This window comes from Rothia sp. HMSC072B04, from assembly GCF_001813725.1.
In the GTDB taxonomy this organism is placed as follows: domain Bacteria; phylum Actinomycetota; class Actinomycetes; order Actinomycetales; family Micrococcaceae; genus Rothia; species Rothia mucilaginosa.
The window spans coordinates 48,441-73,967 of sequence record NZ_KV813812.1; the positions used below are offsets into that span (position 1 = coordinate 48,441).

19 protein-coding genes are annotated in these 25,527 nt (G+C 55.5%); 2 read left to right on the plus strand and 17 right to left on the minus strand.

What is annotated here, in order from left to right:
• Nucleotides 1-11: 11 nt before the first annotated feature.
• The 15 genes from HMPREF2928_RS07670 to leuS form a co-directional block, all read right to left on the minus strand.
• Complete coding sequence (locus HMPREF2928_RS07670; RefSeq protein WP_070688081.1) at nt 12-2,762, minus strand: DUF6493 family protein; 2,751 nt, start codon at nt 2,760-2,762, stop codon at nt 12-14.
• Nucleotides 2,763-2,844: 82 nt separating this feature from the next.
• Nucleotides 2,845-4,254 carry an SWIM zinc finger family protein gene (locus HMPREF2928_RS07675; RefSeq protein WP_070688083.1) on the minus strand — a complete coding sequence of 470 codons (1,410 nt, stop codon included), beginning with the start codon at nt 4,252-4,254 and terminating at the stop codon, nt 2,845-2,847.
• 190 nt (nt 4,255-4,444) lie between these two features.
• Nucleotides 4,445-4,702, minus strand: coding sequence for a preprotein translocase subunit SecG (gene secG, locus HMPREF2928_RS07680; RefSeq protein ID WP_005506130.1), 258 nt, complete (start codon nt 4,700-4,702; stop codon nt 4,445-4,447).
• 108 nt (nt 4,703-4,810) lie between these two features.
• Complete coding sequence (locus HMPREF2928_RS07685; protein ID WP_070688085.1) at nt 4,811-5,275, minus strand: hypothetical protein; 465 nt, start codon at nt 5,273-5,275, stop codon at nt 4,811-4,813.
• Between the two features lie 225 nt (nt 5,276-5,500).
• Nucleotides 5,501-6,277 (minus strand): triose-phosphate isomerase, encoded by a 777-nt coding sequence (gene tpiA, locus HMPREF2928_RS07690; RefSeq protein WP_070634090.1) that lies wholly within the window; start codon nt 6,275-6,277, stop codon nt 5,501-5,503.
• Nucleotides 6,278-6,521: 244 nt separating this feature from the next.
• Nucleotides 6,522-7,079 (minus strand): hypothetical protein, encoded by a 558-nt coding sequence (locus HMPREF2928_RS07695; protein ID WP_049354609.1) that lies wholly within the window; start codon nt 7,077-7,079, stop codon nt 6,522-6,524.
• A 64-nt stretch (nt 7,080-7,143) separates the two neighbouring features.
• Nucleotides 7,144-8,025 carry a DUF6318 family protein gene (locus HMPREF2928_RS07700; RefSeq protein ID WP_070688087.1) on the minus strand — a complete coding sequence of 294 codons (882 nt, stop codon included), beginning with the start codon at nt 8,023-8,025 and terminating at the stop codon, nt 7,144-7,146.
• Nucleotides 8,026-8,027: 2 nt separating this feature from the next.
• Complete coding sequence (locus HMPREF2928_RS07705) at nt 8,028-8,621, minus strand: DUF6318 family protein (RefSeq protein WP_070688089.1); 594 nt, start codon at nt 8,619-8,621, stop codon at nt 8,028-8,030.
• Between the two features lie 44 nt (nt 8,622-8,665).
• Entirely contained in the window at nt 8,666-8,842 is a 177-nt protein-coding gene (locus HMPREF2928_RS09160) for a hypothetical protein (protein ID WP_168165537.1), read from the minus strand.
• Nucleotides 8,843-9,327: 485 nt separating this feature from the next.
• On the minus strand, nt 9,328-10,179 hold the full coding sequence (locus HMPREF2928_RS07710; RefSeq protein ID WP_070688091.1) for a DUF6318 family protein: 852 nt from the start codon (nt 10,177-10,179) through the stop codon (nt 9,328-9,330).
• A 16-nt stretch (nt 10,180-10,195) separates the two neighbouring features.
• Nucleotides 10,196-10,786, minus strand: a complete 591-nt coding sequence (locus HMPREF2928_RS07715; RefSeq protein WP_070688093.1) for a DUF6318 family protein — start codon at nt 10,784-10,786, stop codon at nt 10,196-10,198.
• 438 nt (nt 10,787-11,224) lie between these two features.
• Nucleotides 11,225-12,448, minus strand: a complete 1,224-nt coding sequence (gene pgk, locus HMPREF2928_RS07720; RefSeq protein ID WP_070688095.1) for a phosphoglycerate kinase — start codon at nt 12,446-12,448, stop codon at nt 11,225-11,227.
• Between the two features lie 343 nt (nt 12,449-12,791).
• Entirely contained in the window at nt 12,792-13,796 is a 1,005-nt protein-coding gene (gene gap / locus HMPREF2928_RS07725) for a type I glyceraldehyde-3-phosphate dehydrogenase (RefSeq protein WP_049327141.1), read from the minus strand.
• Between the two features lie 635 nt (nt 13,797-14,431).
• Nucleotides 14,432-15,490, minus strand: coding sequence for a DegV family protein (locus HMPREF2928_RS07730; protein WP_070688097.1), 1,059 nt, complete (start codon nt 15,488-15,490; stop codon nt 14,432-14,434).
• Between the two features lie 195 nt (nt 15,491-15,685).
• Entirely contained in the window at nt 15,686-18,127 is a 2,442-nt protein-coding gene (gene leuS / locus HMPREF2928_RS07735) for a leucine--tRNA ligase (RefSeq protein ID WP_210399882.1), read from the minus strand.
• 288 nt (nt 18,128-18,415) lie between these two features.
• On the opposite strand from leuS, the gene HMPREF2928_RS07740 reads away from it, so the two are divergent.
• Nucleotides 18,416-19,471: an alpha/beta fold hydrolase gene (locus HMPREF2928_RS07740; RefSeq protein WP_070688101.1), complete on the plus strand. Its 1,056-nt coding sequence runs from the start codon at nt 18,416-18,418 to the stop codon at nt 19,469-19,471.
• A 9-nt stretch (nt 19,472-19,480) separates the two neighbouring features.
• Nucleotides 19,481-20,608 (plus strand): glycosyltransferase family 4 protein, encoded by a 1,128-nt coding sequence (locus tag HMPREF2928_RS07745; RefSeq protein WP_049337671.1) that lies wholly within the window; start codon nt 19,481-19,483, stop codon nt 20,606-20,608.
• Nucleotides 20,609-20,995: 387 nt separating this feature from the next.
• Here HMPREF2928_RS07745 and HMPREF2928_RS09105 read toward each other — a convergent pair whose 3' ends face one another.
• Together HMPREF2928_RS09105 and HMPREF2928_RS09110 are read right to left on the minus strand one after the other, a co-directional pair.
• On the minus strand, nt 20,996-23,089 hold the full coding sequence (locus HMPREF2928_RS09105) for a hypothetical protein (RefSeq protein WP_141754964.1): 2,094 nt from the start codon (nt 23,087-23,089) through the stop codon (nt 20,996-20,998).
• A gap of 477 nt (nt 23,090-23,566) precedes the next feature.
• Nucleotides 23,567-25,429, minus strand: coding sequence for a hypothetical protein (locus HMPREF2928_RS09110; RefSeq protein ID WP_141754965.1), 1,863 nt, complete (start codon nt 25,427-25,429; stop codon nt 23,567-23,569).
• Nucleotides 25,430-25,527: the final 98 nt, after the last annotated feature.

A 25,527-nucleotide genomic window follows, 5' to 3' on the forward strand; every position in this document is an offset into this window, starting at 1 on the left:
GGGCGGGGCGGTTAGCCCTGCACCTGGTTGAGGATATTCCGGGCGTACCGCGCCTTCTGCGAAGAACCGGTCAGCGTACCCAACCAGGCACGCAGCGGCTCATCCACAAGCTCCGCACGGGTAGCAGGATCGAGAGTCGCCAACGCCTGGCTGAAGGCGCCCAGCAGCTTACCGAGCGAGTTCGCCCCGGTATCCAGGTGCGGTATGAGGCGCGCGAAGAAGCGCACTGCCGCCCGCGCATCCAGCTGGGCGAAGTCGGTGAGGGCGAGCGCCCAACGGTTCAGCATCGCCAGCGGCGCAAAGTTCACGAAGCCTGCCGTGGTGTCCTCAAGGCTGAGCTGGTCGTCCAGCACGCGGTGCATGATTTCCACGGCGAGGGAACGAATCTCAACGCGTTGCTCCGAGAAGCCCGCGGCAAACACGAACGCGCAGGCGGGACCCCACGCGCCGGGGTGTGCCTCCAACGCCAAATACAGGCTCCGGTCGAAAGCGCTGTGATCCAAGATGTACCAGTTGCTGCTAGCGCAGTAGTACGCCAGCGGTTCTGCCCGCGAGGGGTAGAGCAGGGCGTACTGTCCTTCTTCGTCGTGGTGGGCGGTGGCGAGGCCGCGGAAAGCGTTCAGCTCGGGGGTGGAAGCACCGTGCGCCACCCCGTTCAGCTGAAGGCCCCAGCTTTTCTCCCTCTGGGATACCGTGATGGATTCCAGGTAGGGGTTGACGCGCCCGGTGGCGAGGGTGCCGTCGAGGGCGGAGCGGAGCACACGAACCTGGGTAGGGGCAGAGCGCGGAGCATCCTGATCGGCGTTCTTCACGTATTGCTCTTCGAGGCTTTCAAGCAGGGTCAGCGCCTCAGCGCGACGGCTCTGTGCGTCCTGTCGCTGCTCATCGGTAGCGTACGGAGGCAACACCTCCGGCACACGCACACGCAACAGCGCCGCCGTGAAATCCGGGCGCAGGATGGGGGCTCCATCAGCCAGGTTCTTGACGTACCGGCGCACCAGGGTATCCGGATGCACCCACCCACCGAACAGTTCAGGGGTGGCGAGCGGCGTGTAGCTCTGCCTGCTCTTCAACACGCCGAGGGCATCCTTGAAGCCGGTGCTGAAGAACGCGGCGTGACGGGAGTACATGTAGTGCAGGTTCGGCACCGTACCGGGGCCTTCCCTCTGGGTCATCTCCGATGCCTGCTCGCGCTCACGCAGCTTCCCGGCGGCGGCAAGAACCGTCAAATGCACGCGCATGTCGAACCAATCCAGGCCCCAGTGGTTCAGCTTTTTCAGGCAGAGGGGAACAAGCTGTTCGAGCAGGTTCGGGCTCTGCGCGGTGCCGTCGGTACTGAGCAGGTAGGCGGTGAGCAGTTCCAGCTCCAGCTCGCATCCGGCGTGCGTTTCGGGCTGGTCTGCTTCGTTGAGCGTATCGGGGGTGGCGCAGGGCGCGACCTGGTGGTGCAGGAGCGCACGGGCGCGTTCTTGCACGTCAGATGCGGTAACGGGGCGCACGGGGGTGTCCCAGTACCGGTGGATGACGGCTCGGGAGGCGGCGGCCTCAATGCCTGCAGGTTCAGTGAGGGCGCTTTCCGCACCGCTCCCCTGTCCATTCTCCGGGTCGCGCGTCTCTTCTAGCAGCGGCGAGCCGTTCTCCTGAATCTGCGCCACGACAAGCGGATCCAGCTGGGATCGGTAGTCGCGGTAGAGTTCGCGGGCGCGCTCGGCAAACACGATAGTCTCAGCGCTCGCATCGTCTGCGGCGCCCGCCTTCACCCATTCTTCGAGGTGTGTGAGGGCGGCGGCTTGAACCTGCGCGTGGGTGTGGCTGAGCGCCATGACCACCGCGTCTTCGCAGGCGGCAGCGTCGAGGGTGCCCGCCCGGTAAAGCGCCTGGAGCATGCTCAGGGTTTTGAGTGCGTTTGCCTTGGTTCCGGCGCATACGGCGGGTGCCGCGTAGGCGAAGGCGGCGGCATCCAGCGCCTGCGGGTTTTTGCTCCAGAGGCGGTGAATATGCTGCACGCCGAGGGTTACGCTCGGACCGATGGGCGAGGAGAAAAGCGTCAGAAATTCGCTCTGACGTGCCGCAATTTCTTCGGCGGTGAGTTTGAGACCGGTGACCAGGCGTGAGAACCAGCCGACCCGGTACGCCGGGAAGTCACTCATGAGGGAGATCAGGAGCGCATCAATGAGGCGGTCACGGCTAATCAGCCCGGTTTCGCTGGCTTCGATGAGGGCACAGGACCAGCCGGGGTTGTTGACCTTCTGCCCGGGCTTGTAGGAGTCACGCTGGGTGAGGGATACGTCCCGGTTACCTTCGACGGCGAGCATACCCCAGATGAGTTCTTCGCGGAGCTGTTCGTCCTCGCGCAGCAGCGGGAGGATCAGCTCGCGGTCGCAGTTGATGAGGGCGGTGTAGTATTCCTCGTCATGTTCGAGGCGCGCCCCGCCGTAGAGCTCAGCTAGGCGCATGGCAACGCCTCCGGTGAACCAGCCGAACTCTGCGTAGGCTTTAACGCGGTCCTGGGTGACGGTTCCGGGCGTGTTTTTACCGAGCTGGGAGCCGTATGGGGTGGTGGTGATGTCGAAGTACTGCCAGCGGCGGTAAATCTGTTCGAGGGTACCGCCGACCGCCAGGATGTTGGCGAGGTTGCGGTTGAAGTGCATGATGTCGCTCCAGGTTTTCTGCTGCCTGAGGAGCGGGTAAATGACTTCACCGGGAAGCGGCTCGGTGATGACACTTTCGGGGAAGGTGTGCGTTTCGGGGCGTTTGCTCATGATGGTCTTTCGGAAGGAAGCTGAAGCGAGCTTTTGGGGCGTCGTCTTTTAGTGCGGTGCGTGGTGTGTCGGGGCGTTTACCCTAGCCGGCGGCGTGTTCGCGGTAGAGAATACTGACCGCCAGCGCGTGCTTGCAGGGGCCGCGCGTACCGCGGTACTTCAACCACCAGGGGCAGGAGCAGAGGTACCCCTCCACGGCGTACGGGTCGGCGGGCAGCACCACGGTGTACGTGTTCTCACCGCTGCGCACGCTGTACTCACCGGTGCCGTGCTCCCCCACACCAACCCGCTCAATAGCGCCGGAGTCGGCAAGCTTTTTCGCGCCGACCAGGCGCGGGTGCATGGCGGTCAGCGCCTCCGGATGCACGGGCAGCGGGCGGTGGAAATACTCGCCAGCATGCGCGTCAAAACCAACCTGACCGGAGGAAGCCAGGAGGGCGAGGGCGTCACGGGTTGCCGCCTCATCCAGTCCAGCGCGGGCAGACATGACGGGCACGTCAATGCGCGGCTCGAAGGAGAGCAGCACGCTGAGCATGTCGGCGTTCTGGGCGGTATTCGGGTTAGACAGCGCCTGCAGCACGGATCCCTCACCGGAGAACCCGCGTGACTTTTCGGGGCTCAGACCAATGCTCAGGCGCGCGCCGGGCAGGTGCGCCACCCACACGCTGGGCACGGGCGCGTTACCGGCGCTCACGGGCTCACTGTACGCGTCCAGGCGCTGAATGTGGCGGATGAGCGGTTCAAGCACGCGCAGACGTTCGGGGCCCGCCACGCATACGGATCCGGCGGTGGCGCGGGTGGCAAGACGCAGGGAACGCACGGCGCGGGTCGCCCACAGCACCGCCTTGGTGCTGGAGTTACGAGGCAGGGAGTGGATGAAGGTTCGGGCGGCAGCAGCGTCCAGGCTGTGCACGGGGCTCATGCGGGATGAGAGCATCTGCGTTTCTGCAAAGCCTTTGAGCCAGCGGATGGGTAGCGGCACTTTTTCTTCCATGACGGAGCCGTCAAGGGTGGTGGTGAGCAGCCCGTCGTCGCCAACGTTCAGGTGGATGGGCTCCCCCGCCCGCAGGGAGGCGAGCGCGGCGCGCAGGGGCGGGTTGACGTCTACGTTGGTGACACCTACGGCGCTGTGGCTGGCGTCGAGTGCGCTGGAGTCAACGTCGAGGCGCGCGTACACTCCGCAGCAGGCGCTGAAGGATTCGAAGCGTAGGCCTTCGGCGGTGCTGGTGACGACGGGGTCTGCGGCGCGTAGGGCTCCGGCGAGGGAGCTGGGCGGTACGTAGAAGCGGGTGCGGGCGACCCTGGCGACGACGAGCAGTGCGGTGGCGTAGACGTCTGCTCGTTCGAGGAACCCGGAGAAGAAGTACGGGTGGGAGGCGGCACCTTCGGGGGTGCTGCCGCCGCTGGTGGCGAGGCTGAGCGCGCGGGAGTCGGCGCCGTCGATGAGGGCTGACGGGGCGGTGTACGTGTAGTCGAGGGTGTAGGCGCTCATGGCTTCTTTGCCTTTCGTATGTGGTGTATATGTCCTATCATGCCGTAAAGATTCGCGCCCCGCTACCGCTTTCGTCATTGCCGTTTTGTGCATAAAAAATCCCCGGCATTCTCGGTTGAGAAGTGCCGGGGAGAAGCTCTATTGGCTCACCCTCGGTGGGGTGGGCGTGGGCTCTGATGAGAGGCTCTGGCTAGACGACAATCTGGCCGTTGAAGCGCATTGCCAGGCCGTACAGGACCACTGCGATAACCCAGATGACGATCACGGTGACGGTCAGGCGGATCAGGTTCTTGGACGCCATACCGGAGGAGTTCAGGGAGTTGGTCATACCGCCGCCGAACATGTCGGAGAGGCCGCCGCCCTGACCGCGGTTGAGCAGCACAAGCATTACTGCGATCACGCTGGTGATGGCGATGATGACCATGAGTACGTTCATGATGACGTCCATGGGGACCTTCCTTCGTAGTCTTCTGGTGGGGTGCCTGGGCTGCGGGGCGCAGACAGACGGGTTTAACTATACGCTACAGCCGCCATTCGGTCACGTTGAGGCGGCTTTTTATGCGGCGTGGTTGCTGCGGCGCTGGTATTCGCTGGGGGTCAGCTGCAGTGCTGCTGGGCGGTCGGTGAGCACACGCTGGGCGGTAAGTTCGTCGCCTTCGGTGTCGTAGGCGCGCACGTATCCGCCCTCGATGAGGTAGTAGGTGAACTGCTGCGCGGCTGCCCAGTAGGCGCCTCCTTCAGCGTAGAAGCCCTGGTCTACCCAGTCACGCAGGGTGAGGGTGACGGGGATTTCCGGTGAGGAGGTGCGGCTGTAGAGCTGGTCGAGGAATGCTTCTCGGCGGCTCTCGAAGTACTGGTATTCGGGCGAGGGTTCCTGGTATTCTGCGCCGCCTGCGTAGCCGATGTTGCCGCCGTCATTGCCGGGTAGGCGCGGGGCGGACACTTTGCGGTTGCGCAGGTAGCTGTAGAGGATCATACCGACGAGGGCTGCGATGACCAGGGAAAAACCAAAGCTGAACATGCCGTTAAGTGTACGGGGCGAACTGCGGGGTTGGCGTGTTCTGGGTGGGTTTTGCGGTTAGGGGCGAACGCGCTCGGCTCTTACCCTCGCCTCTTATGCCTGATTCCTACTCCCGGCTCTTACATCCACCGCTATCTCCGGTGGCGGTTTAATGGTTCAGCGCCCGGTCGGGTGGGTACCCGCCGGGCGCTGTAACGCTATGAGACGCTGTGATGCGTCGGGGTTTTATGCGTCGAAGCGTGCGATTGCTGCGAACTCGTCAGCCTGCAGGGATGCGCCGCCGACAAGCACGCCGTCCACGTCTTCCTTGCCCATGATGGAGGGTGCGGAGGAGGACTTGACAGAGCCACCGTAGAGAACGCGGACCTTCTCTGCAACGTCTGCGGAGTAGAGCTTAGCGATTTCTGCGCGGATTGCTGCGGACATTTCCTGTGCGTCGTCTGCGGTTGCGACCTTGCCGGTGCCGATTGCCCAGACGGGCTCGTAGGCAACAACCAGGGTCTCTGCCTGCTCTGCGGTCAGACCTGCGATGGAGCCGCGCAGCTGCTCGAGGGTGTACTCGACGTGGGTGCCTGCTTCGCGGATTTCGAGGGGCTCACCGACGCAGAGGACGGGGGTCAGGCCGTGCTTGTATGCTGCCTGGACCTTTGCTGCGCACAGCTCGTCGCTTTCGTGGTGGTAGGTGCGGCGCTCGGAGTGGCCGACGAGTACGAAGGTTGCGCCGAGCTTGGAGAGGAATGCGCCGGAGATTTCGCCGGTGTATGCGCCGGAGTCGTGGACGGAGAGGTCCTGGCCGCCGTAGAGGATGTCCAGCTTGTCGCCCTCGACGAGGGTCTGCACGGAGCGGATGTCGGTGAAGGGCGGGAAGACGGCTACTTCGGTTGCGGAGAAGTTGAAGTTTGCGTCGTCGAGGGTCCATGCGAGCTTCTGGACGAGGGTGACTGCCTCTGCGTGGTTGAGGTTCATCTTCCAGTTGCCTGCGATGAGGGGCTTACGCGACATAGTTCGCTCCTTAGCTTTCCCGCGCGGTATGCCGGGCGGGGTTGTTGTTCGGAATTTTCCTTTTCTATTTTAGAGGGTTGGCGGCATATTTTCACTGGTTCGGCGCGGTTTTATGCTGTGCCTTGACTATTCTCACCCCGCGTTCGCTGATTGCGCGGAACCCCGGATACGAAGTACCGGCAGGGCGGAGCTTAGGGGGCTCTACCCTGCCGGTATTCTGCCGGTGGTGTTTGTCTACGGTGTGTTAGTACCTGCCGCCGTTGAGAGCGGACAGCAGAAAAGAAAAGGTAATGGCGATAATGATTGCTTCGAGTGCCATCACTCGTGCGCATAAGCCGAGGGACTGTGCCCAGGGCATCTTACGGGTGGCGATTGCTTCGGTAATCCAGGTGACAAGTGCACAGTATGCGAAGGCGATACACACCCAGATAATGATGCTCGCAATAATCAGCAGGGGCGCGTTAGGCCCTGTCGTGTACGTCAGGTATAGCGACATTAGAGGTATCCCGCCGATAGACACTCCAAGGGGAACCGCAACCAGGAGGCAGATAAGCGAGTAGAGGCCCATGCGCTTGGGCTCTGCGGGGGCGGGTGCTACCGCCTCGGCAGAAGCTGCGGATGCGGCACCATCTACGGCGGGGTCTTGTGCAGGGCTCTGGAGGGCGGTTGCGGTAGGTACTGCAGTAGCTTCTACCGTGGTGCTTTCTGTGGCATTGTTCTGCGCAGTATTCTCCGGCAAGGGGCTGCCCTGCATGGTGCTAGCCTGCGCGGGCACGCCGGGGTTCTGGGGTGACTGTTCCATATGTCTCCTAGTGTGGTTGGTGTGGTTATCGGTGATGTCGTGCGGTTACCGGGAAGGTGGGTTCTTATACCTCTAGCCCTTCGAGGGAGAATCCCGGAGGGTACAGCGGCGTGGCGTCCTTATCGTCTTCCACCAGCACCCAACGGCCGCGCAGGTGCTCTGCACAGAGGAAAGCGTATTCTTCCTCACCGGTCTTCAAGAACTTATCGATGGGTAGCTTCTCCCCCGTTTGGGGCACGTAGAAGACAGCCTCATCGCGAATACGTCGCCTTGCCTGGTATCTCAATATCTGCCGACCATTCTTACTGCGGTCATTAATACCGGCGGTGGTAACCTGCAGGCGGTACACATCCTGACCGGCGATAAGCCAGCCGCGATTTTCCCGGTACAGCCGAAGAAGCTCAGGGGAAATAATCTCTTCGGGGTTGATCACTTCAGAGAGCGGTTTGGTATCTCCGGTGTAGTAGAAATAGTTCAGGGCGGCATAAAAGTACGCCTGAAAAATATAGAAACCACCGCGGTTATACTCATTCATTCCCGGCTGCAGAACGGGGTAGGGCACATTCTGGGCTGCATGCTCTTCAGTGGCGGGTACGTACCTGCCGTTGCGTTCGTAGGCGGTGTAGACCATAAACCCCGCTGCGCTTCCACGGTCTACGTAACCAGCATCAAACTTCTCATCAGGTTCTAGAGCGATTAGTGCCCTATCCCATTTAAGAAGACGCATTTCCTGCTTTTCCTCATTGGTGGCGAGGATACCGGCCTGTCGACCGACGAAGAGGGCACCGAGGGTGCCCACGCCTGCTACAGCGAGGGTACGACGAGAAAAACGGGGCTTCCGTGACTCCGACTGATGAGCAAGTAGCTGACCAGAAGATACCGGATGAGCTTCCTGGGAGGAATTCTGCTGGGCGCTCGTCTCCTGTTCCTTACGTTGGGGTCCCATGGTTATACCTCCTTTTCGGGGATGAAGTGAATATCCCATCCGGGATCGAGGAAACGCGAGCGCAGGGTACCGTAGATTGCTCCGTCGCGAAGGAGTCCGCGCGTGTCGAATTCGGTGATGGGCTGTAGCTGCCCGGTGTCTTTCCGGAAGACTTTTGCTTCGGGAAGGATGTCGAATTTGACGTTCCAGTCGAAGATTTTTTGTTCTTCGTTGTGGATGCGCGGTTGTGCTTCGAGAATGTGCATGGTCAAGATTTGTTGGTTGGGGGTGATGACCCACCCTTTTCCGTCGTCAAAGATATCTTGGATGGCGGGGAAGAACATTTCTTGGGCGGTCATTGCATATTCGAGGCGACGCGAATCGGATGCCAAAAGCATATAGTTTTGGCATTGATAATAGTAGCTATTATAGAATTTCAAATCAGCGGACGTTAGAAATTTAGTAAACGTGTAGGTGTAGTCTGGCGGCGGCGCAGAATATGCAGGGTGCTGCTGGTTTGCCGAGGTATAGATTCCAATTAGATCAGTCTCACGCAATTTATATTCACGCCGATAATCCTTATCGTCGTAAAACGGCTTATTTATCTTCTCGGTCATATTTATCCCTCCTTAGATTACGGTAGGCATTTCAAAATTCGTCTCTATTTCGTATATCCAGCAACAGAAGCACCCTTGGGCAATAAGAGATCACCTTGCAGATTTTCGTCAACGCTTACCCAGCGTCCATCCAAAAATTCACCGTAGAAAGAAATGCTTGGGTGGCGGTCAGTATGAAACATATCCCGAAAATATTTCACTTCGCCGGTATCGCGATACACAAAATAGGCGTCTCCATATATCGACAATTCCGTCTACATTTGTTGTGAGTTAAAATATCTAATGCACCAGCTTAAGAAGAACACTCATTGTTCAGATAACAAATGAGATCATTAAACGAATAAATACCTTTAGCGAGTAAACATCTGACTTGTCTGAGTTAGATGCTTGAGCAGCATCGTGAGAGCCCCGTCGTGAGAACCTCAGCGTACTCACCTTGAAAAGGTACAGGGACGGCATACGCCTGAAAAGTAACCATATATTTAGCTTCCGGAAGTTGAAGTTGATGTGACGGTGAACGAGCTTCCTCGCCCACACCTCAAGGTAACACACGCACACTCTGCACACGAACTCAGTAGGACGGATTCCACCTCCCTCTGCTTCCACCTCCCATAGTCAGCCGCGAAGAGCCCACCGGGAAAGCCCAGCAAGAAACCCCCGCCAGCACAGTACCGAAAGTACTGCCCGGCGGGGGTTTCTAGAAAAACTACAGCTGCCCGAATCCTTGCGGGTAGATCGGCTCGTAGGTGTTGCGGTTGCTGTAGCCGTCGCGGGCAACCACAATCACCCACTGCCCACGCAGATGCTCCACAGCCAGCGAGAAACGCCCCAGATACTTCAAATATTTGCGGATATCTTGCTTCTCCCCCGTCTCCTTAACATAAAACGCAAGGTCCTTAGCCTTAGTCGTGTACAGGGTGCTCACCAGGATTTTTCGGCTCGTATTTTTAGCCTTTTCACCGGCGATAAGATCATCAGCAACATTGGCGCTCAGCACATTCTTATCAGCCGAAATAACCCATCCGCGCTTCTCCCTGTACAGGCGAAGAATTTCGGGGTGCAGCACCTTTTCCGGGTCCGTGACCTTAGAAAGAGGCTCCGTATCGCCCGTGTGGTAGAAGTAATTCATCGACGCAAAGAAGTACGCCAAGAATGCGTACAAGCCAGCGCGGTCGTAGTTATCCATTCCGGGCTGCTGAATAGGGTACGGCACGTTCTGCGCAGCCTGCGCCTCGGTGGCAGGAATGAAGCGCCCCTTACGTTCGAATGCCGTATAAACCAGCGGCCCGGAGGAAGGCCCCAAGCTGTGGAGCTCATCGTACTTCTCCGTGGGTTCCAGGCGCACAAACTCCTGGTCACGCTTCTTATCGGCCTGGGACTCCGAGCCCGTCCCGTTGAGCAGTTTAGTGCCCCAGCCAAAACCTATCGCGACGAGGGCGGCACCGGCGAACACGCCAGCTCGTATAAACTTGGCGCGAGAAATCATAGACCTCATGAGCGCTCGTTGCTCGTTGTATCCGGGTCCGCCGTATCCGGGTCCACCAAAGTTATTCGTCATGTTGCTCTCCCCTCTCCTAGCTCAAACTATTTTCTGGGATGAATTGGACGGGCCTCCACTCATTCGTGAATTGTGTGCGTAGAGTCCCGTGTATTGCGCCGTCACGGATCAGGCCGCGCGTATCAAAATCAGTGATGGGGTACACCTGGTTTGTGTCTTTGCGGTACACCTTAACTTCGGGAAGAATATCGAACCGCACGTTCCATTCCACAATTTTTAGCGTCTCGTCGATGAGGCGCGGCTGCCCCTCCAGAAGGTTCATGGTCAGAACCTTAGAGGCAGGCGTGATGACCCAGCCTTTACCCTCTTCGTAGAGGTCCTGAATGGCGGGGAAGAACATTTCTTCGCTGATATTGTCGATCCGCAGAACTGCCGGTTCCGAGGCGAGAATCATGTAGTTTTGGCAGGCGTAGTAGTAGCCCAGGTAGGGGCGCAGGTTTGACACCTTGTAAGCATTCGGCGTGTACCTCACGCCCGGGGCGGGTGCCGAGTAGGCGGGGTGGTCCCGGTTTGCGGGTGTGTAGGGCCCGATTACGCAGTCGGCTACATACGGGTATGTTCCGGTGTAGTCTTTTTCGTCAAAGAGCATTTGAGCGTTTACGGTCATTCTTTGCCTCCTTGGATTCGATGTTCACTAGTTGCCGTTTTCACGAGCTGCCGAGGTGGTTCTGGGCTGCTCGGGGCGGTTGGGTTCAACGGCTGGGCGTCTTCGCCCGCCTGTATTCGCTTGTCTGTATTTGTTTGCCTGTGGAGGTGCGTGCGTCCCCTGCTTCGCTCCCCCGCGGTAACCATATGGGTACCGTGGGGGAGCGCCGGGAACCTCTACATTTCCAGTCTATTAGAGGCACCTCTAACCCTCCCCAGCACAAGCCGCACACCCAGGGAATCCACAGCATATAGCCAGGAAACAGCCCCGCCCATCTGCCCGCGCAGGATTATCCGGGCATGAGCGGGCATGCAGAAACCCCCGCCGGAACGGTACCGAAATACCGCCCCAGCGGGGGTTCCTTACACTAAAACCGTGTACTAAATCTGTGCACCCAGATTAGGCGCCCAGTGCCTCCAGGCCGGGCAGGGTCTTACCCTCAATGTACTCGAGGGAAGCGCCACCACCGGTGGAGATGTGGCCGAACTGCTCATCCTTGAAGCCCAGGTTACGGACTGCAGATGCGGAGTCGCCACCACCAATGATGGAGAACGCGTCAGACTCAACGATAGCCTGAGCCACTGCGCGGGTACCCTCAGCGAAGGGAGCGATCTCGAACACGCCAACGGGGCCGTTCCAGAAGATGGTCTTTGCACCCTTGATTTTCTCAGCGAAAATCTCGCGGGTCTTGGGGCCAATGTCCAGGCCCTCAGCCTCTGCGCCCAGCTTGCCGCCGGTCAGGTCCTCAATCGGGCGGATCTCGGTGTTAGCGTCAGCGGAGAATGCGTCAGACCAGACAACGTCCACTGCGGTGATGATCTCGGTGCCCTTCTCGGGAGCTTCCTTCAGGTAACGCAGAACGTTGTCGACCTGGTCCTTCTCCAGCAGCGACTGGCCAACCTCGTAGCCCTGTGCGTATGCGAAGGTGTAGCCCATACCGCCACCAATGAGGATGGTGTCAGCCTTACCAATCAGGTTGTCAATCACGGCGAGCTTGTCGGAAACCTTAGCGCCACCCATGACCACAACGAAGGGACGCTCGGGGTCGTTCAGGGTCTTAGCCAGAACGTCAACTTCCTTCTTCACCAGGTCACCCAGGTATGCGGGCAGACGCTTAGCAACGTCGTAGACGGAAGCGTGCTTGCGGTGAACTGCACCGAATGCGTCGTTCACGTATGCGCCGTTCTCGCCGGTCAGTGCGACCAGCTCGTCAGCGAATTCGCCGCGCTCTGCGTCGTCCTTGGAGGTCTCGCGTGCGTCGTAGCGGACGTTCTCAACAACCAGAACTTCGCCGTCAGCCAGGGCTGCTGCCTTAGCCTTTGCGTCCTCGCCTACCAGGTCGGTTGCAACCTTCACGGGCACGGATGCCAGCTCAGCCAGGCGTGCAGCTGCCGGTGCGATGGAGTACTGGGGGTCGACCTTGCCCTTGGGGCGGCCCAGGTGTGCGGTCACGATAACGCGTGCGCCAGCCTTGGCAAGCTTCTCAATGACGGGCAGGGATGCGCGGACGCGGCCGTCGTCGGTGACAACGCCGTCCTTCAGGGGTACGTTCAGGTCGGAACGGACGAGAACGTGGCGGCCTGCGACGCCTTCTTCGAGCAGTTCGGACAGTGCCTTAGCCATAGGAATTCCTCCTGGATAGGTGGGTTTATATACCGTTTCCATCATACCGAACATTAGGGTGATTGACAGCCTAGTAAATAGCTTTTATATGGTGTTTTTCCGCAGAATATCGCGGATATTCGCACTCTCTGTCAGCTATTTCCTTACGGTATTTTTGACCCAAAAAGGGCGACGGAAAATAGTATGTTTATACATTTTGGGGTTTTATTAAGACCCTTTACATAGGGCCTTGGTACAGCAAACCCCGACTCCCCCGCTTGATGCGGTGGTGCCGGGGTTCACTATGCGTTAGTTACGCGGGGTGACGCTTACACTCGGTGAGCGTCGTAAGCCTATTGGGGGCTTAGAGGGATGCCACAACCTTGTTGGTGAACATCACGAGGCGTGCAACGTAGCCGTACTCGTTGTCGTACCAAGCGATAACCTTCACCTGGTCGCCGATGACCTTGGTCAGCGGTGCGTCGAAGACGGTGGAGATGGGCTCACCCTCAATGTCCTTGGACACGATGGGATCCTCGTTGTACTTGATGATGCCCTTCAGGGGACCCTCAGCTGCTGCCTTGACTGCTGCGTTGACTTCCTCAACGGTGACCTCGCGCTCAGCGGTGAAGGTCAGGTCGGTGATGGAGCCGGTGATGGTGGGAACGCGGACTGCGAAGCCGTCCAGCTTACCCTTCAGCTCGGGCAGAACCAGGCCAACAGCTGCTGCTGCACCGGTGGAGGTGGGGACCATGTTCACAGCTGCTGCGCGTGCACGGCGCAGGTCGCGGTGGGGAGCATCCTGCAGACGCTGGTCAGCGGTGTATGCGTGGATGGTGGTCATCAGACCCTGCTTGATGCCGAATGCGTCGTTCAGGACCTTAGCCATCGGAGCGAGGCAGTTGGTGGTGCAGGATGCGTTGGAGACGATGTGGTGGTTAGCTGCATCGTACTGGTCGTCGTTCACACCCATGACGAAGGTGCCGTCGATGTTCTTACCGGGAGCGGAGAGGATAACCTTCTTAGCGCCAGCCTCGATGTGTGCCTTTGCCTTGCTGCCTTCGGTGAAGAAACCGGTGGACTCGAGGACTACGTCAACGCCCAGGTCCTTCCAGGGGAGGTTCTGGGGGTCACGCTCAGCGAGGATCTTGATTTCCTTGCCGTCAACAACCAGCGCGCCTTCCTTGACCTCAACCTCTGCGTTGAAGCGACCCATGATGGAGTCGTACTTGAGCAGGTGTGCCAGGGTCTCAACATCGGTGAGGTCGTTGATTGCGACGATCTCGAAGCCGACGCCCTCGGTCTGAGCTGCGCGGAAGAAGGTGCGGCCGATGCGGCCGAAGCCGTTGATTGCTACGCGTACAGTCACTGGAGTATCTCCTTGTCAGTGCGTTGGTGGCGGTGTACAAATCCGATGCCTTGTGGGCTCTGGTTTAGTCGGATTTGTCCGTGCTCTATGTTGCCCGGTGCGTTCCGCCGTTGTTGGTAATAATCCTACCCTAGTTTGTGTGTGTTTTGGTGTGTTATATCGAGAAATTTTTGTGAGTTGCGCCATAAAAACCAGCAAAAACCCGTTGTTTTCTGTTGGTTTGCGTTGTGTTCATGCTTAGAAAATGTTGCGATACGGTCACGGCAACATAAACACACATGAAACACACATTTACTAAAAACCGCGCCATATCAAGGCAAAATCTGAGGGTAAAAAATACCCTTTCACCTGCGAATGGGTTTCAATGACGCCCCATGAGCTCGCACGCAGTGCAATTTCTCACGCGAAAACAGACGAGCCCAACGTAAGACACACCACAGCCTCAAAACGGGTTAAATACGCTCCCGGCACACAGTTTTCGTGTCGTGTTTCGTGTCGCCCGCGGCGCATTATACGGGAACACCGCGCAGGAACACCGCATGAGCACATCCGCGGACACACGGCACAAGCACACAGCACAAGCACACAGCGCAGGGTCAACACGGGCACGCTGGATAGGCGACTAGTACACGATCCTAATAAACGACCAGTGCCACAGCACCCAGCCCCGAATGAGCCGACAGCACCGGCGGCAGCGCACTCACCAAAAACTCCGGCGCCGAAGAAGCGGCGGCATCATGAACTAGGGAGCTCTCCCCCAGCATCTGCTGAACCTGCTCGTACAGCTGCACCGCCTGCGCCGCATTGCCCACATGATGCACCGCAACCACCTCACCGCGCGGGGATGCGGCAAGCGAAGAACTAGCGGGGTCGGCAGCGGCAGAGCCCACTGAAGCAGAGCTGAGCGCCGCCGCATGCTGATGCTCACGGCAAGTCTGCACCGTCACCTCCACCAGGCGCTCCAGGGCGCGCGCCGCAGTGCGGGGGCGTTCCACATACGCCAGCTTGCCCTCGGTGATCGTGCCAATCGGCTTAATCTGGAACATCTGACCCACCATCGCCAACGCCGGGGAAACACGGCCACCGCGGCGCAACGCATCCAGGGTCGGGATATAGAAGTAGAGCGTGGACTGCTCGCAGACGGACTGAATGTAGTCCACCAGCTGCGCCACAGTCGGGTAGTCAGAGCTCGGGTAGTCAGGGCTCGGAACAAAATCAGAGGAAGCAGAGTTCAGCACCTCCAGGGCGCGCACCACCGCATGACCGTAGGCACCGGCGACCGTGCGGCTATCCACCACGCTCACGCCCTTAGAACCCAGGCGGCTCAGGCGGGCACCGGTGCGTGCCGCCTCCACCGTGCCCGAGAGCTCACCGGACAGATGCACCGATACCACATGCGTAAAACCTCGCGACGCCAACTCGTCATACACATCAGCAAACACGCCCGGCGCGGGCCCGGAAGTGCTCACCGTCTGACCCATCACGTGTGCAAGCATAATCGCCTCATCCACCTCGGCGGCGGTCAAATCCTGCAGCTGACGATCCGGTGAACCGGGCGTGCGAATAGTCACCGGCATCGGAACGAGCACAAAATTACCGCGAGCGCTCAGGCGCTGCACGAGCTCCGGGTCGAGGGCGGCGGCGCTATCGGTTACCACGGCAATGCGGTTCTCTGCTTTGTTCTCTCGCTCCATATTCCGGCCCTTCTTCCGGTTCGTCAGTGCGTGATTCGATGACGAACCCTCTCCTAGCGTTCCCTGAACATTATGGCACTCATCACTACCGCAGTACAGCAAAGCCCCGCAGCGCCTCCGGCACGTTCCGTAGAACGAACCGAAGCCACAGCGGGGCTTGTACTTTATCTAAGAAACTTCCTTTATCTAAAAAGCTTAGATCACGATGTTCACGAGCTTAGGCGCACGCACAATCACCTTGCGGATCTCGGCGTCACCAATCGAACGCTGAACAGCGGCATCCGCCAGAGCCAGCTCCTGAAGCTCCTGCTCGGAAATATCCTTCGCAACCTCCAGGCGAGCCTTGACCTTGCCCTTAATCTGCACAATAGCGGTGACGGTGTCATCCACCAGCAGAGCCGGGTCAACCTCGGGGAAGCCCGCGGTCAGAACCGGGGTGTCGTGGCCGAGAGCGTGCCACATGTCCTCAGCGGTGTAGGGTGCGTACAGAGACAGCAGAATCGCGATGGTCTCAGCAGCCTTGCGGACAGCCGGGTCAGCCGCGCCAGCACCGGAGTCAATAGCCTTACGGGTAGCGTTCACAAGCTCCATGGTCTTAGCAACAACCACGTTGAACTTGCCGTTATCCAGCAGGCCCTGAACCTCGTGCACGGTGCGAGCAATCAGCTTCTGCAGCTCCAGGTCACCGGTGGTTGCGTCCACGCCGGGTTCGCTGGTGATGTCCTGAGCCACACGCCATGCGCGAGCCAGGAACTTCTGCGAACCAGCCGGGGAAACATCCGCCCAGTCCACGTCGTCCTCGGGCGGGGACGCGAAAATCATAGTGGTGCGGATAGCGTCCACACCGAACTTGTCGAGCTGCTCGCCCAGGTTTACGCCGTTACCCAGCGACTTGGACATTGCCTTGCCGCCGTTGAGCACCTGACCCTGGTTCATGAGCGCCTTGAACGGCTCATCGTGCTTAATCAGGCCGAGGTCGCGAACAACCTTGGTGAAGAAGCGTGCGTACAGCAGGTGCAGAATAGCGTGCTCCACACCGCCAACGTACATGTCGACGGCACCCCACTCGCTCATAGCCTGCGGGTCGAAAGGAGCCTTGTCGTAGTTCGGGGAAACGTAACGCAGGAAGTACCAGGAGGAATCCACGAAGGTGTCCATGGTGTCCGAGTCACGGCGAGCCTGCTTGCCACACTTCGGGCAGGGCACGATAGCCCAGTCATCAGCAGCGGCAAGAGGCGACTGGCCCTTAGGAGCCAGCTGCTCACCGCGCAGGTTATCGGGCAGCAGCACCGGCAGCTGATCCTCAGGAACCAGAACCTCGCCACAATCCTCACAGTGAATCACGGGGATGGGGGTACCCCAGAAACGCTGGCGGGACAGCAGCCAGTCACGCAGACGGTAAATGACCTTACCCTCACCGGTGCCGGCAGCCTCAACCAGCTCAATAGCCTTAGCGAGCGCCTCAGCCTTCGGCAGGCCAGTCAGCTCACCAGAGTTGATGAGCACGCCGTCACCAGCTGCGGCAACACCGCTGGTAGCCGGGTCCTCAGCACCCTCAACGTCCAGGACCTTCACGATGGGCAGGTCGAACTTCAGGGCGAACTCAAGGTCGCGCTGATCGTGCGCGGGCACAGCCATAATCGCGCCGGTACCGTAGTCAGCGAGCACGTAGTCAGAAGCCCAGACGGGCAGCTTCGCGCCGGTCAGCGGGTTGATTGCGTAGCGGCCGGTGAACACGCCGGTCTTCTCACGGTCGGAGGACTGGCGGTCAATATCGCTCAGTGCCTTAATGTCTTCGCGGTACTGCTCCAGGGCAGCCTTGTGCTCGGGTGCCACAATCTGCTCGGCGAACGCCGCATCCGCAGCAACCACGATGAAGGTTGCACCGTACAGGGTGTCCGGGCGGGTGGTGAACACGGTGAAGGACTCAGCAGGCTGGTCCTCGGTCGCCTCAATCTCGAAGCGCACCTCAGCACCCTCAGAACGACCAATCCAGTTGCGCTGCATGAGCAGAACACGCTCAGGCCACTTGCCCTCCAGCTGCTCCATGTCATCCAGCAGCTGCTGTGCGTAATCAGTGATCTTGAAGTACCACTGGTTCAGGGACTTCTTAGTCACGGTAGTACCGCAACGCTCACACGCACCGTTCACAACCTGCTCGTTCGCGAGCACGGTCTGGTCCTTGGGACACCAGTTGACCATGGAGTCCTTACGGTACGCCAGGCCCTTCTTGTAGAACTGCTCGAACAGCCACTGAGTCCACTTGTAGTACTCGGGGTCCGAGGTGTGCAAGCGGCGGCTCCAGTCAGCGGCAATAGCGTAACGCTTGAAGGACTCAGCCTGAGTCTCAATGTTCTTGTACGTCCACTCCTTGGGGTGAGTGTCGTTCTTAATGGCTGCGTTCTCAGCGGGCAGGCCGAAGGAGTCCCAGCCAATCGGGTGCAGAACATCGTAGCCGCACTGCTTGAAGTAGCGGGCGTTCATATCACCAATAGCGAATGCCTCCGCGTGACCCATGTGAAGGTCACCGGAGGGGTACGGGAACATATCCAGCACATACTTGCGGCCCTTGGGGGCGTCACCGGTGGGCTGGAAAACCTTCGTTTCGTCCCAGTAGGGGCGCCACTTGGCTTCCATAGCGCGGAAGTCGTACGCATTTTCGTTGCGTTCGGTCTCTACCTGAGCAGACACAGCGATTCCTTAAATAAAGACAGGTTGATAAAAACTTAACCCTCCAAGTGTAACGCGAAACCCGCACCGCGCCAGAGTTGAGGCCGCCTCGACTACCAAATGGACGGCACCGCCCGCCCGATCACCCGGCCAACCACCGATGCGACAGTCAGGTTTCAGAGCCCTTTCAGGCTTCTCCCCTAGAATTAAGAACGGGACTTTGCCGTCCCAGTACCCAACCCGCGAAAGGTACCCATGACCTCCACCGTTACCCCGGACTCCCCCAACACCTCAGTTCTTGAGGGTGTGCCCGGCCCGCTCATCCCCGGCACCCGCCACGACGCCCTCATCGGTGACGGCGCGCAGGCGGTCATGACCCGCTACTGGCAGTACGGCAAAGGCATGAACGCTGGGCTCTTCCCCGAAGGCTCCTACCCTGTGCTGCTCGTGCACGGTTTCCGCGGCGACCACCACGGCCTGGAAATCATCGCGAACTACCTGTTGAAGCTCATCCCGAACGTCAGCATTATCAGCCCTGACCTGCCCGGCTTTGGCCGCTCCGCAGACCTGCCCGAAGGCACTCAGGACGAAGGCGCTCAGGGCGAGGACAACATCAACGCGTACGTGGCGTGGCTAAACGACTTTGTGAAGCACACTAACCCCGCCCGCGAGGATGCACAGCCCCTGCCGCTGCACCTGGTCGGCCACTCCTTCGGCTCCATCGTCACCAGCGCCTTCGCCGCCGCACACCCGAACTCGCTCGCGCTCCTCTCGCTCATCAACCCGATTAGCGAGCCCGCCCTCGAAGGCAGCCAGCGCGTCGCCTCCCGCCTCGCCTCCCTCTACTACCGCGCCGGCGCGGCACTCCCCGAAAAAATCGGCTACCCGCTGCTACGTTCGCAGCTAATTACCCGCGCCTCCAGCGAAGTCATGATGCGCACCAAAGACAAGGCAATGCGCCGCTTCATCAACGGCCAGCACGCCGCCTACTTCGGCTCCTTCGGCTCCCGCCGCGGAGTGCTCAGCGCCTACGAAGCGTCCATTACGCACACCGCCGCCGAATACGCCGCCGCCATCCGAGTACCGGTGCAGATGCTCGTCGCCGAAGATGACGACCTGGGCACCCCCGAAACAGCTCGCGCCATGTACGCGACGCTCACCTCCCGCGACCTGCCTGATTCCTCGACCGGCGCCCGCGAGCGCCTGGACATGATCCCCGAAGTCGGGCACCTCATCCACTACGAAACCCCTCGCCGCGCCGCGGAACTCATCGCCGATTTCGCCGCCGACCACTCAGGGAACGAGAAGTAAGGAACCAACATGAAACTCATGGTTGACGCCCGATACACCCGTATCGGCTTCCACGACGGCATCAGCCGCTACACCGCATCCCTGCTGGGCGCACTCAAAACCCTCATCGACACCGGTGACGAAGCCGCCGCCGACCTCGACCTGACCATGATCATCAGCGATGAGCGTCAGCTGGAGATGCTGCCGGATTTGCCGCACGTGAAGATCTGCTCGCCCACCGGCCCGCTCGAACCGACCGCAGCCCTGCAGCTGAATAAGTACGCGCCGGACGTGGTGTTCTCCCCCATGCAGACTATCGGCTCCACCGGACGCAAATTCAAGCTGATTCTCACCCTGCACGACCTGATCTACTACTCGCACCCGACCCCGCCCGGGTTCCTGCCCGCACCGGTGCGCGTGGGCTGGCGACTCTTCCACAAGACCTACACCCCGCAGCGTTTTCTGCTCAACCACGGCGACGCGGTCGTGACGGTTTCCGAGTCGACCGCCTCGCTGATTCGTGAGCATGAGCTGACCACCAAGCCGCTGTTCGTGGTGCCCAACGCCCCGCAGCCCGGTAGCGTCGTCTCCCGCCAGACCGCGCTGGAACGCGCCACCACCCGCGAAGAGCAGCCCGTCAAGCACCTGGTGTACATGGGTTCGTTCATGCCGTACAAGAACGTAGAAACCCTGCTGCTGGCGATGCGTTCCCTGCCTGATTACCGCCTGCATCTGCTGTCGAAGATGCCGCCGCAGCGCCTGGTGCAGCTCACCGACGAGCGCCTCATCGGTGAGAACGTGGAGGTGCACAACGGCGTGAGCGACGAGGAGTACCAGCAGCTGCTCCGCCAGGCGCACGCCCTGGTGACTGCTTCCCGCGAGGAGGGTTACGGCCTGCCCGTGGTTGAGGCTCAGGCTGCCGGTTGCCCCGCGGTGATTAGTGACATCCCGATTTTCCGTGAGATTGCGCCGCACGCCGTGTTCGCGCCGGTTGACGGTGCCCCGGAGGCACACGCCGCCGACTGGGTCAAGGCTATCCGCTCCCTGGAGGACACCGCCGTTCGCGAGCGCGTGATTATTGACGGCCTGTCGGATGTGCGCCGCTACTCCTGGCGCGACTCGGCACTCAAACTGCTGGAGGTCGTGCGCGGGCTCTAAAGCGTGCGCGGGCTCTAAAGCGTGCGCGGCGTATACAGCGCGGCGCTAAATTACGGCGCTAGACACGGTAATGCCGCCGCACTCCCCCGAAGCTCGGGAGGGTGCGGCGGCATTCTCGTATTCAATTCTTATTCAACAGCTGGGGCAGATTGTTCGCAGTACATCGCTCACAGCGCAATTTCCACGGGGACTCTTGTCTTATTCTATTTCCAATCCACTCAAAGTAATCTAATTCACCAAAAGATGGGACACAATAGAGCATACTTTAGTGACACTTACACTTTCGATCCTAATATTTAATTCATCAACCAAAATTCACAAAGAAAGGTTAGTAATCAATAATTACCCCAGTTAGACCCCTATATCGATTCCTTCAAAATAGATAATTTATAATAATGTCTTTACAGACAAGACATATTTCAGAATCCCAAACCCCGCACACCATAAACTCATAAACAAAACCCCGATTAAAAAGCTAAAGAAAGGCCAAAATACCCAAAACCAAAAGAGTCTATTCATAGAATCTTTAGGGCGATGAATATCAATTGTTTTATTAAGAAACACGTAGAATATATTAAACCCCCAATACTCAAATATCCCAAATGCAACTATATATTTAAAAGGGTCGTCAATGACATAGCTGGTTCGATTCAATAGATTATAAAGAGGAACCGCAGTAGCAATACCCAAAAATTCAAATAATACAGTTCCAATAAGACCCATCAAAAAATATATTGATTTTCGAGAAAATCGATATTTCCTGCAATCAGCATTCTCAGTCCGATGGTCGTGACATGGTTCCATGGAGAGAAACTCATTAAAATGCTTCACCAACTGGAATTGCATATATTTCATATTCATAAATTTGATATCATCAATTTTTCCTGGCTGACCTATGCGACTTGCCCCAAAGAAATAAGTACTCACACCGTGTCCAAAACTTAGCTTCGGTGTTACATTTTTTATTATATTCAAGCCGTATGCAAAGTTTGAGAAATTTCCTACCGGGTCAAAAAAATGCGTGTACCTATGGAATCTAAATTTTGAGGTATTTTCAACGATTCCACTAAATCGAATTATATCGCGCCCCACAAAAAATGATATGACAATTCCCAGTATATCAATCAGAGAGGAAATTAATCCACTAAAAGGGTCACCCTGGAAATTCTTGTAAATCGACCATAAATCCACAAAAAGGTGCGACCATGAGTATACAAATAAAAATATATTCAACATTGAAGCAAAGGCGACACATGAAGAAACTAAAAGGGTATTTATAGGTGAATAATTGCCTTCGGAATCACTAACTCTTGAATTTCCAATAAGTGAAACTGCACCCAATCCACCACCAATGCTAACAAGGCGGATATTAGATAAATTGAAGTATTTATCCTGAGTCAACACTTTATATGATAAATATTCACCCATTGAATGAGAAACAATAAGAACCTTACTGCTCTCCTCCAGAATTTCATCCAAATCAGATTCAACACGATCGAGATAGAATAAATCTTTATTTGACCTAATGTAATCAGCACACGTATCAATTTGAGTCCATAAACCAACAACTTTAGAAATAAATATCTTAAATGCAGGATATAGATACAAAGAAACCAACAGCATAATCAGAAGGAACGTAACCATTGCGAGAATTGCGCCAGATAAAATATAGATAATCGAAAGTATCAAATATACAATAAAAACGATGACGTGTTTTTTTGTCAGTCTTTCAAGTAATAGAAGGTCATATAGACTCAGATTTTCATTAAGTCTTTCATTCTCTTCTTCTACAGAAGAAACATCCATGAACCAAGCAAGAAACATACAGGATATCGCAATCATAAAAATGACTACTACGATTACTAATCGAGGCATTTGCCTATCTGCTGTAGCTTGAAGTAAATTTCTAATAATATCCGCATTATCACCAAATAATAAAGAAATAGCAGTTACAAAACTTGCAAAAAATATCGGAGTCCCAACCCTAACTTGCGAAAACTTCAAACACAGGATTCTAACACACCAAGATAGGCAAAGAAGGGTAGTGATTAATCGGCTCGACCCACCCCCTGATGTCTGATTTAAATCTTCTTCACTACCATGCCAATACGATTCGCGGAATAAAATACTACTCTCTTTTCCGTCGCGTATTATTCTAACCTGATTTTCTTTCTCTGAAGAAGTAGGAATCTCTTCAAATACTACAGATTCATCAGAGGAAATTTCATTCACAATTGCTGGATATATTTCATTAAATACATCTCCCCGCTCTTGGAATCCAATTCCATGCACGAAAAGGACGCCTAAATCATATTTTTTATTATTCTGATTGTTTTGTTTAGTTACCGCTTGAGATTTTTGATTGTTCTGCTCTACAGTATTTTCCCCTGTCGGGTTAGACAATTGCCCCTCAGAACTAACACCGGAATCTTTCGATGCCTCCTGGTGCTTTGATGAATCCTGTGACAACTCTTCTGCCATAGTCTTCCTCCTTGAAACTAGATGTACGTGTGTCGTCATACCATGGCACTGACCTCCTGCGATCAGTCTCACTCATTATATAAAAATATGAAGCAAAAACGGTCATAAAACCTTATCAACCCACATTCAAAGGCCAAAAATAATCAGCCCCTTCCCTGCAGCGAACACAGAAATGCCACCGCACTCCCCCGGTTTTTCGGGAGAGTGCGGCGGCATTTTACGTCTATATCGAATCTCCAGCCTGTAATAGTGCACCATAGGCTTTGCAGTTCCTAGATGATTCATAGGACTGTCGTTTCCTCTCACACAGATGAGACCTCAATAAATCCCATTACTCAGGAAAGAGCCGTTGCAGCACAGGTTATGTATGGAGCATCTATATCTAGAAGCGACTACTTACACCAATGGGCAAATAAGTAACATCGAACATGCATTAAATTCCCGAAATTATAATATATCAAAACCTTACAGATAGAATTAACCAGTTGATGTCAATAGGGAAACAAAATCCAGGAAAAAGAAACCAGTCATTCCTGCGCATAATCCAAAAATTAATGAACAAACATATAAATCGCGAGAATTGATTTTTACCCCAGCCTTTTTATCCCAATATAAGTAAGGACTGTAGCCATAGACATAATTATTAAATTGCCAAAAAAACATCATGGAAGCTAATAAAAAGGGAGTAAAAAGCAAAAAATACAGAAGTGACTCAGAAGAAATCCCTAACTTTCCAAAAAACATCCCGGAATACATTAAAATAGCAAAAAAAACATAAATAATTATAAAAATTTTATAATCCCCTGGATGCTTGGGAGTATTCTTGCCCCCCAGATTTAAATTAAGCAAGTTTAGAATACTTTCAGAAACAACCTTGCGCATTATAGGCCAACCCAGAAAATATGATTTAATTGAATGCATAAAAGGATTGTATGCAGGAATTAACCGAGACCTACCCCCTGAGTGCAAAAGCGATACAGAATTCCCAACAAGATCAGATGTGAATGAGTGGTTTTGCCAAACGATATTGCTTCCTATGTCCACAGCTTGAGATTTAGATAATTCATTTATAGAATTTTTATAGAGAATATAGAAAGTAGCAGCATAGAATAAAGTTAAAAGCCCATAAGATTTTCCTAATGGCATCCCTTGGTACGCTAGAACAGTAAAGAAAATAAAGGAATACATGCTTCCCATCAATGTGAAAAAAATCAATAAATTCTTCACAAAGAACCTAATCTTACGGTAACGACTGCCATTCAAATCCCGCAATAAACTCACCGGGGCAAATCCGCTACCAAAAGTAATTAGATTAATCTTATCCCTTCCGAGATTTTGCATGTGATGAATCGCCATAACCGAAAGATAAGCTCCCATGGAATGGGCGATAACAATAACTGAACTACAGCTATTATATAATTTCTGAATATCGTTTCGAACAATGATGACAGGATTATTTCGATTAGTTTTTCCATTGGATATTTCATCAATCTGCACATAAAGCCAAATCAACAAGATTGCAATAGACTTAATCTTTATAAACAGACGCATCCAAGATTTTACATCACATAGAACAATAAAAATATCTATAATTTTCCTAAGGATTTTTATTAACATCAAGAAAGAATTTCTGAGCCCTTTTTTGAACCCTTTTTTATACAACCAGTAAAGGTAAATAATAATTAGTGCTACAATCACTGTGATTACTGCACCAATTAGTGCATCTACCCCATCTTGTGAAAATTTTCCCTTATATATATAAGAAATTATAACAAAGAGTGAAATAAATACAGTGAGGAGCTTTATATGTGAAACACAGGCGGCCAGTAGGGATATTAGAAGATAATTGAGTGCTCTTAGAGAACCAATTAAAAGACTGACTGCAAAGCCACATAAAGAAGACACATTACTTATATGATTTTTTAAATTAACTTTGCCAATTAGATTATTCCAGTGGGATTCACGAAATATAACATCAGCTCTCTTATTTTTCTTTGAGTGCCCCATTTCTACAACTGGACATCTGGCCTCTGCAATAGTTTTATTTAATTCAACAAATAAAATTTCTTTATTTTCCTCAAGTTCTTTCTTAATTGGTTCATACATCGCTTTGAATGTATCCCCTTTTTGTTGGTCTCCTATTCCATGCACGAAAAGGACGCCTAAATCATATTTTTTATTATTCTGATTGTTTTGTTTAGTTACCGCTTGAGATTTTTGATTGTTCTGCGCTATAGTATTTTCCCCTGTCGGGCTAGACAATTGCTCCTCAGAACTAACACCGGATTCTTTCGATGTCTCCTGGGGCCTTGATGAATCCTGTGACAACTCTTCTGCCATAGTCTTCCTCCTTGAAACTAGATGTACGTACGTCGTCATACAATGGCACCGACCTCCTATGGTCAGCCTCACTTATTATATTCATACAAGAGCATAGC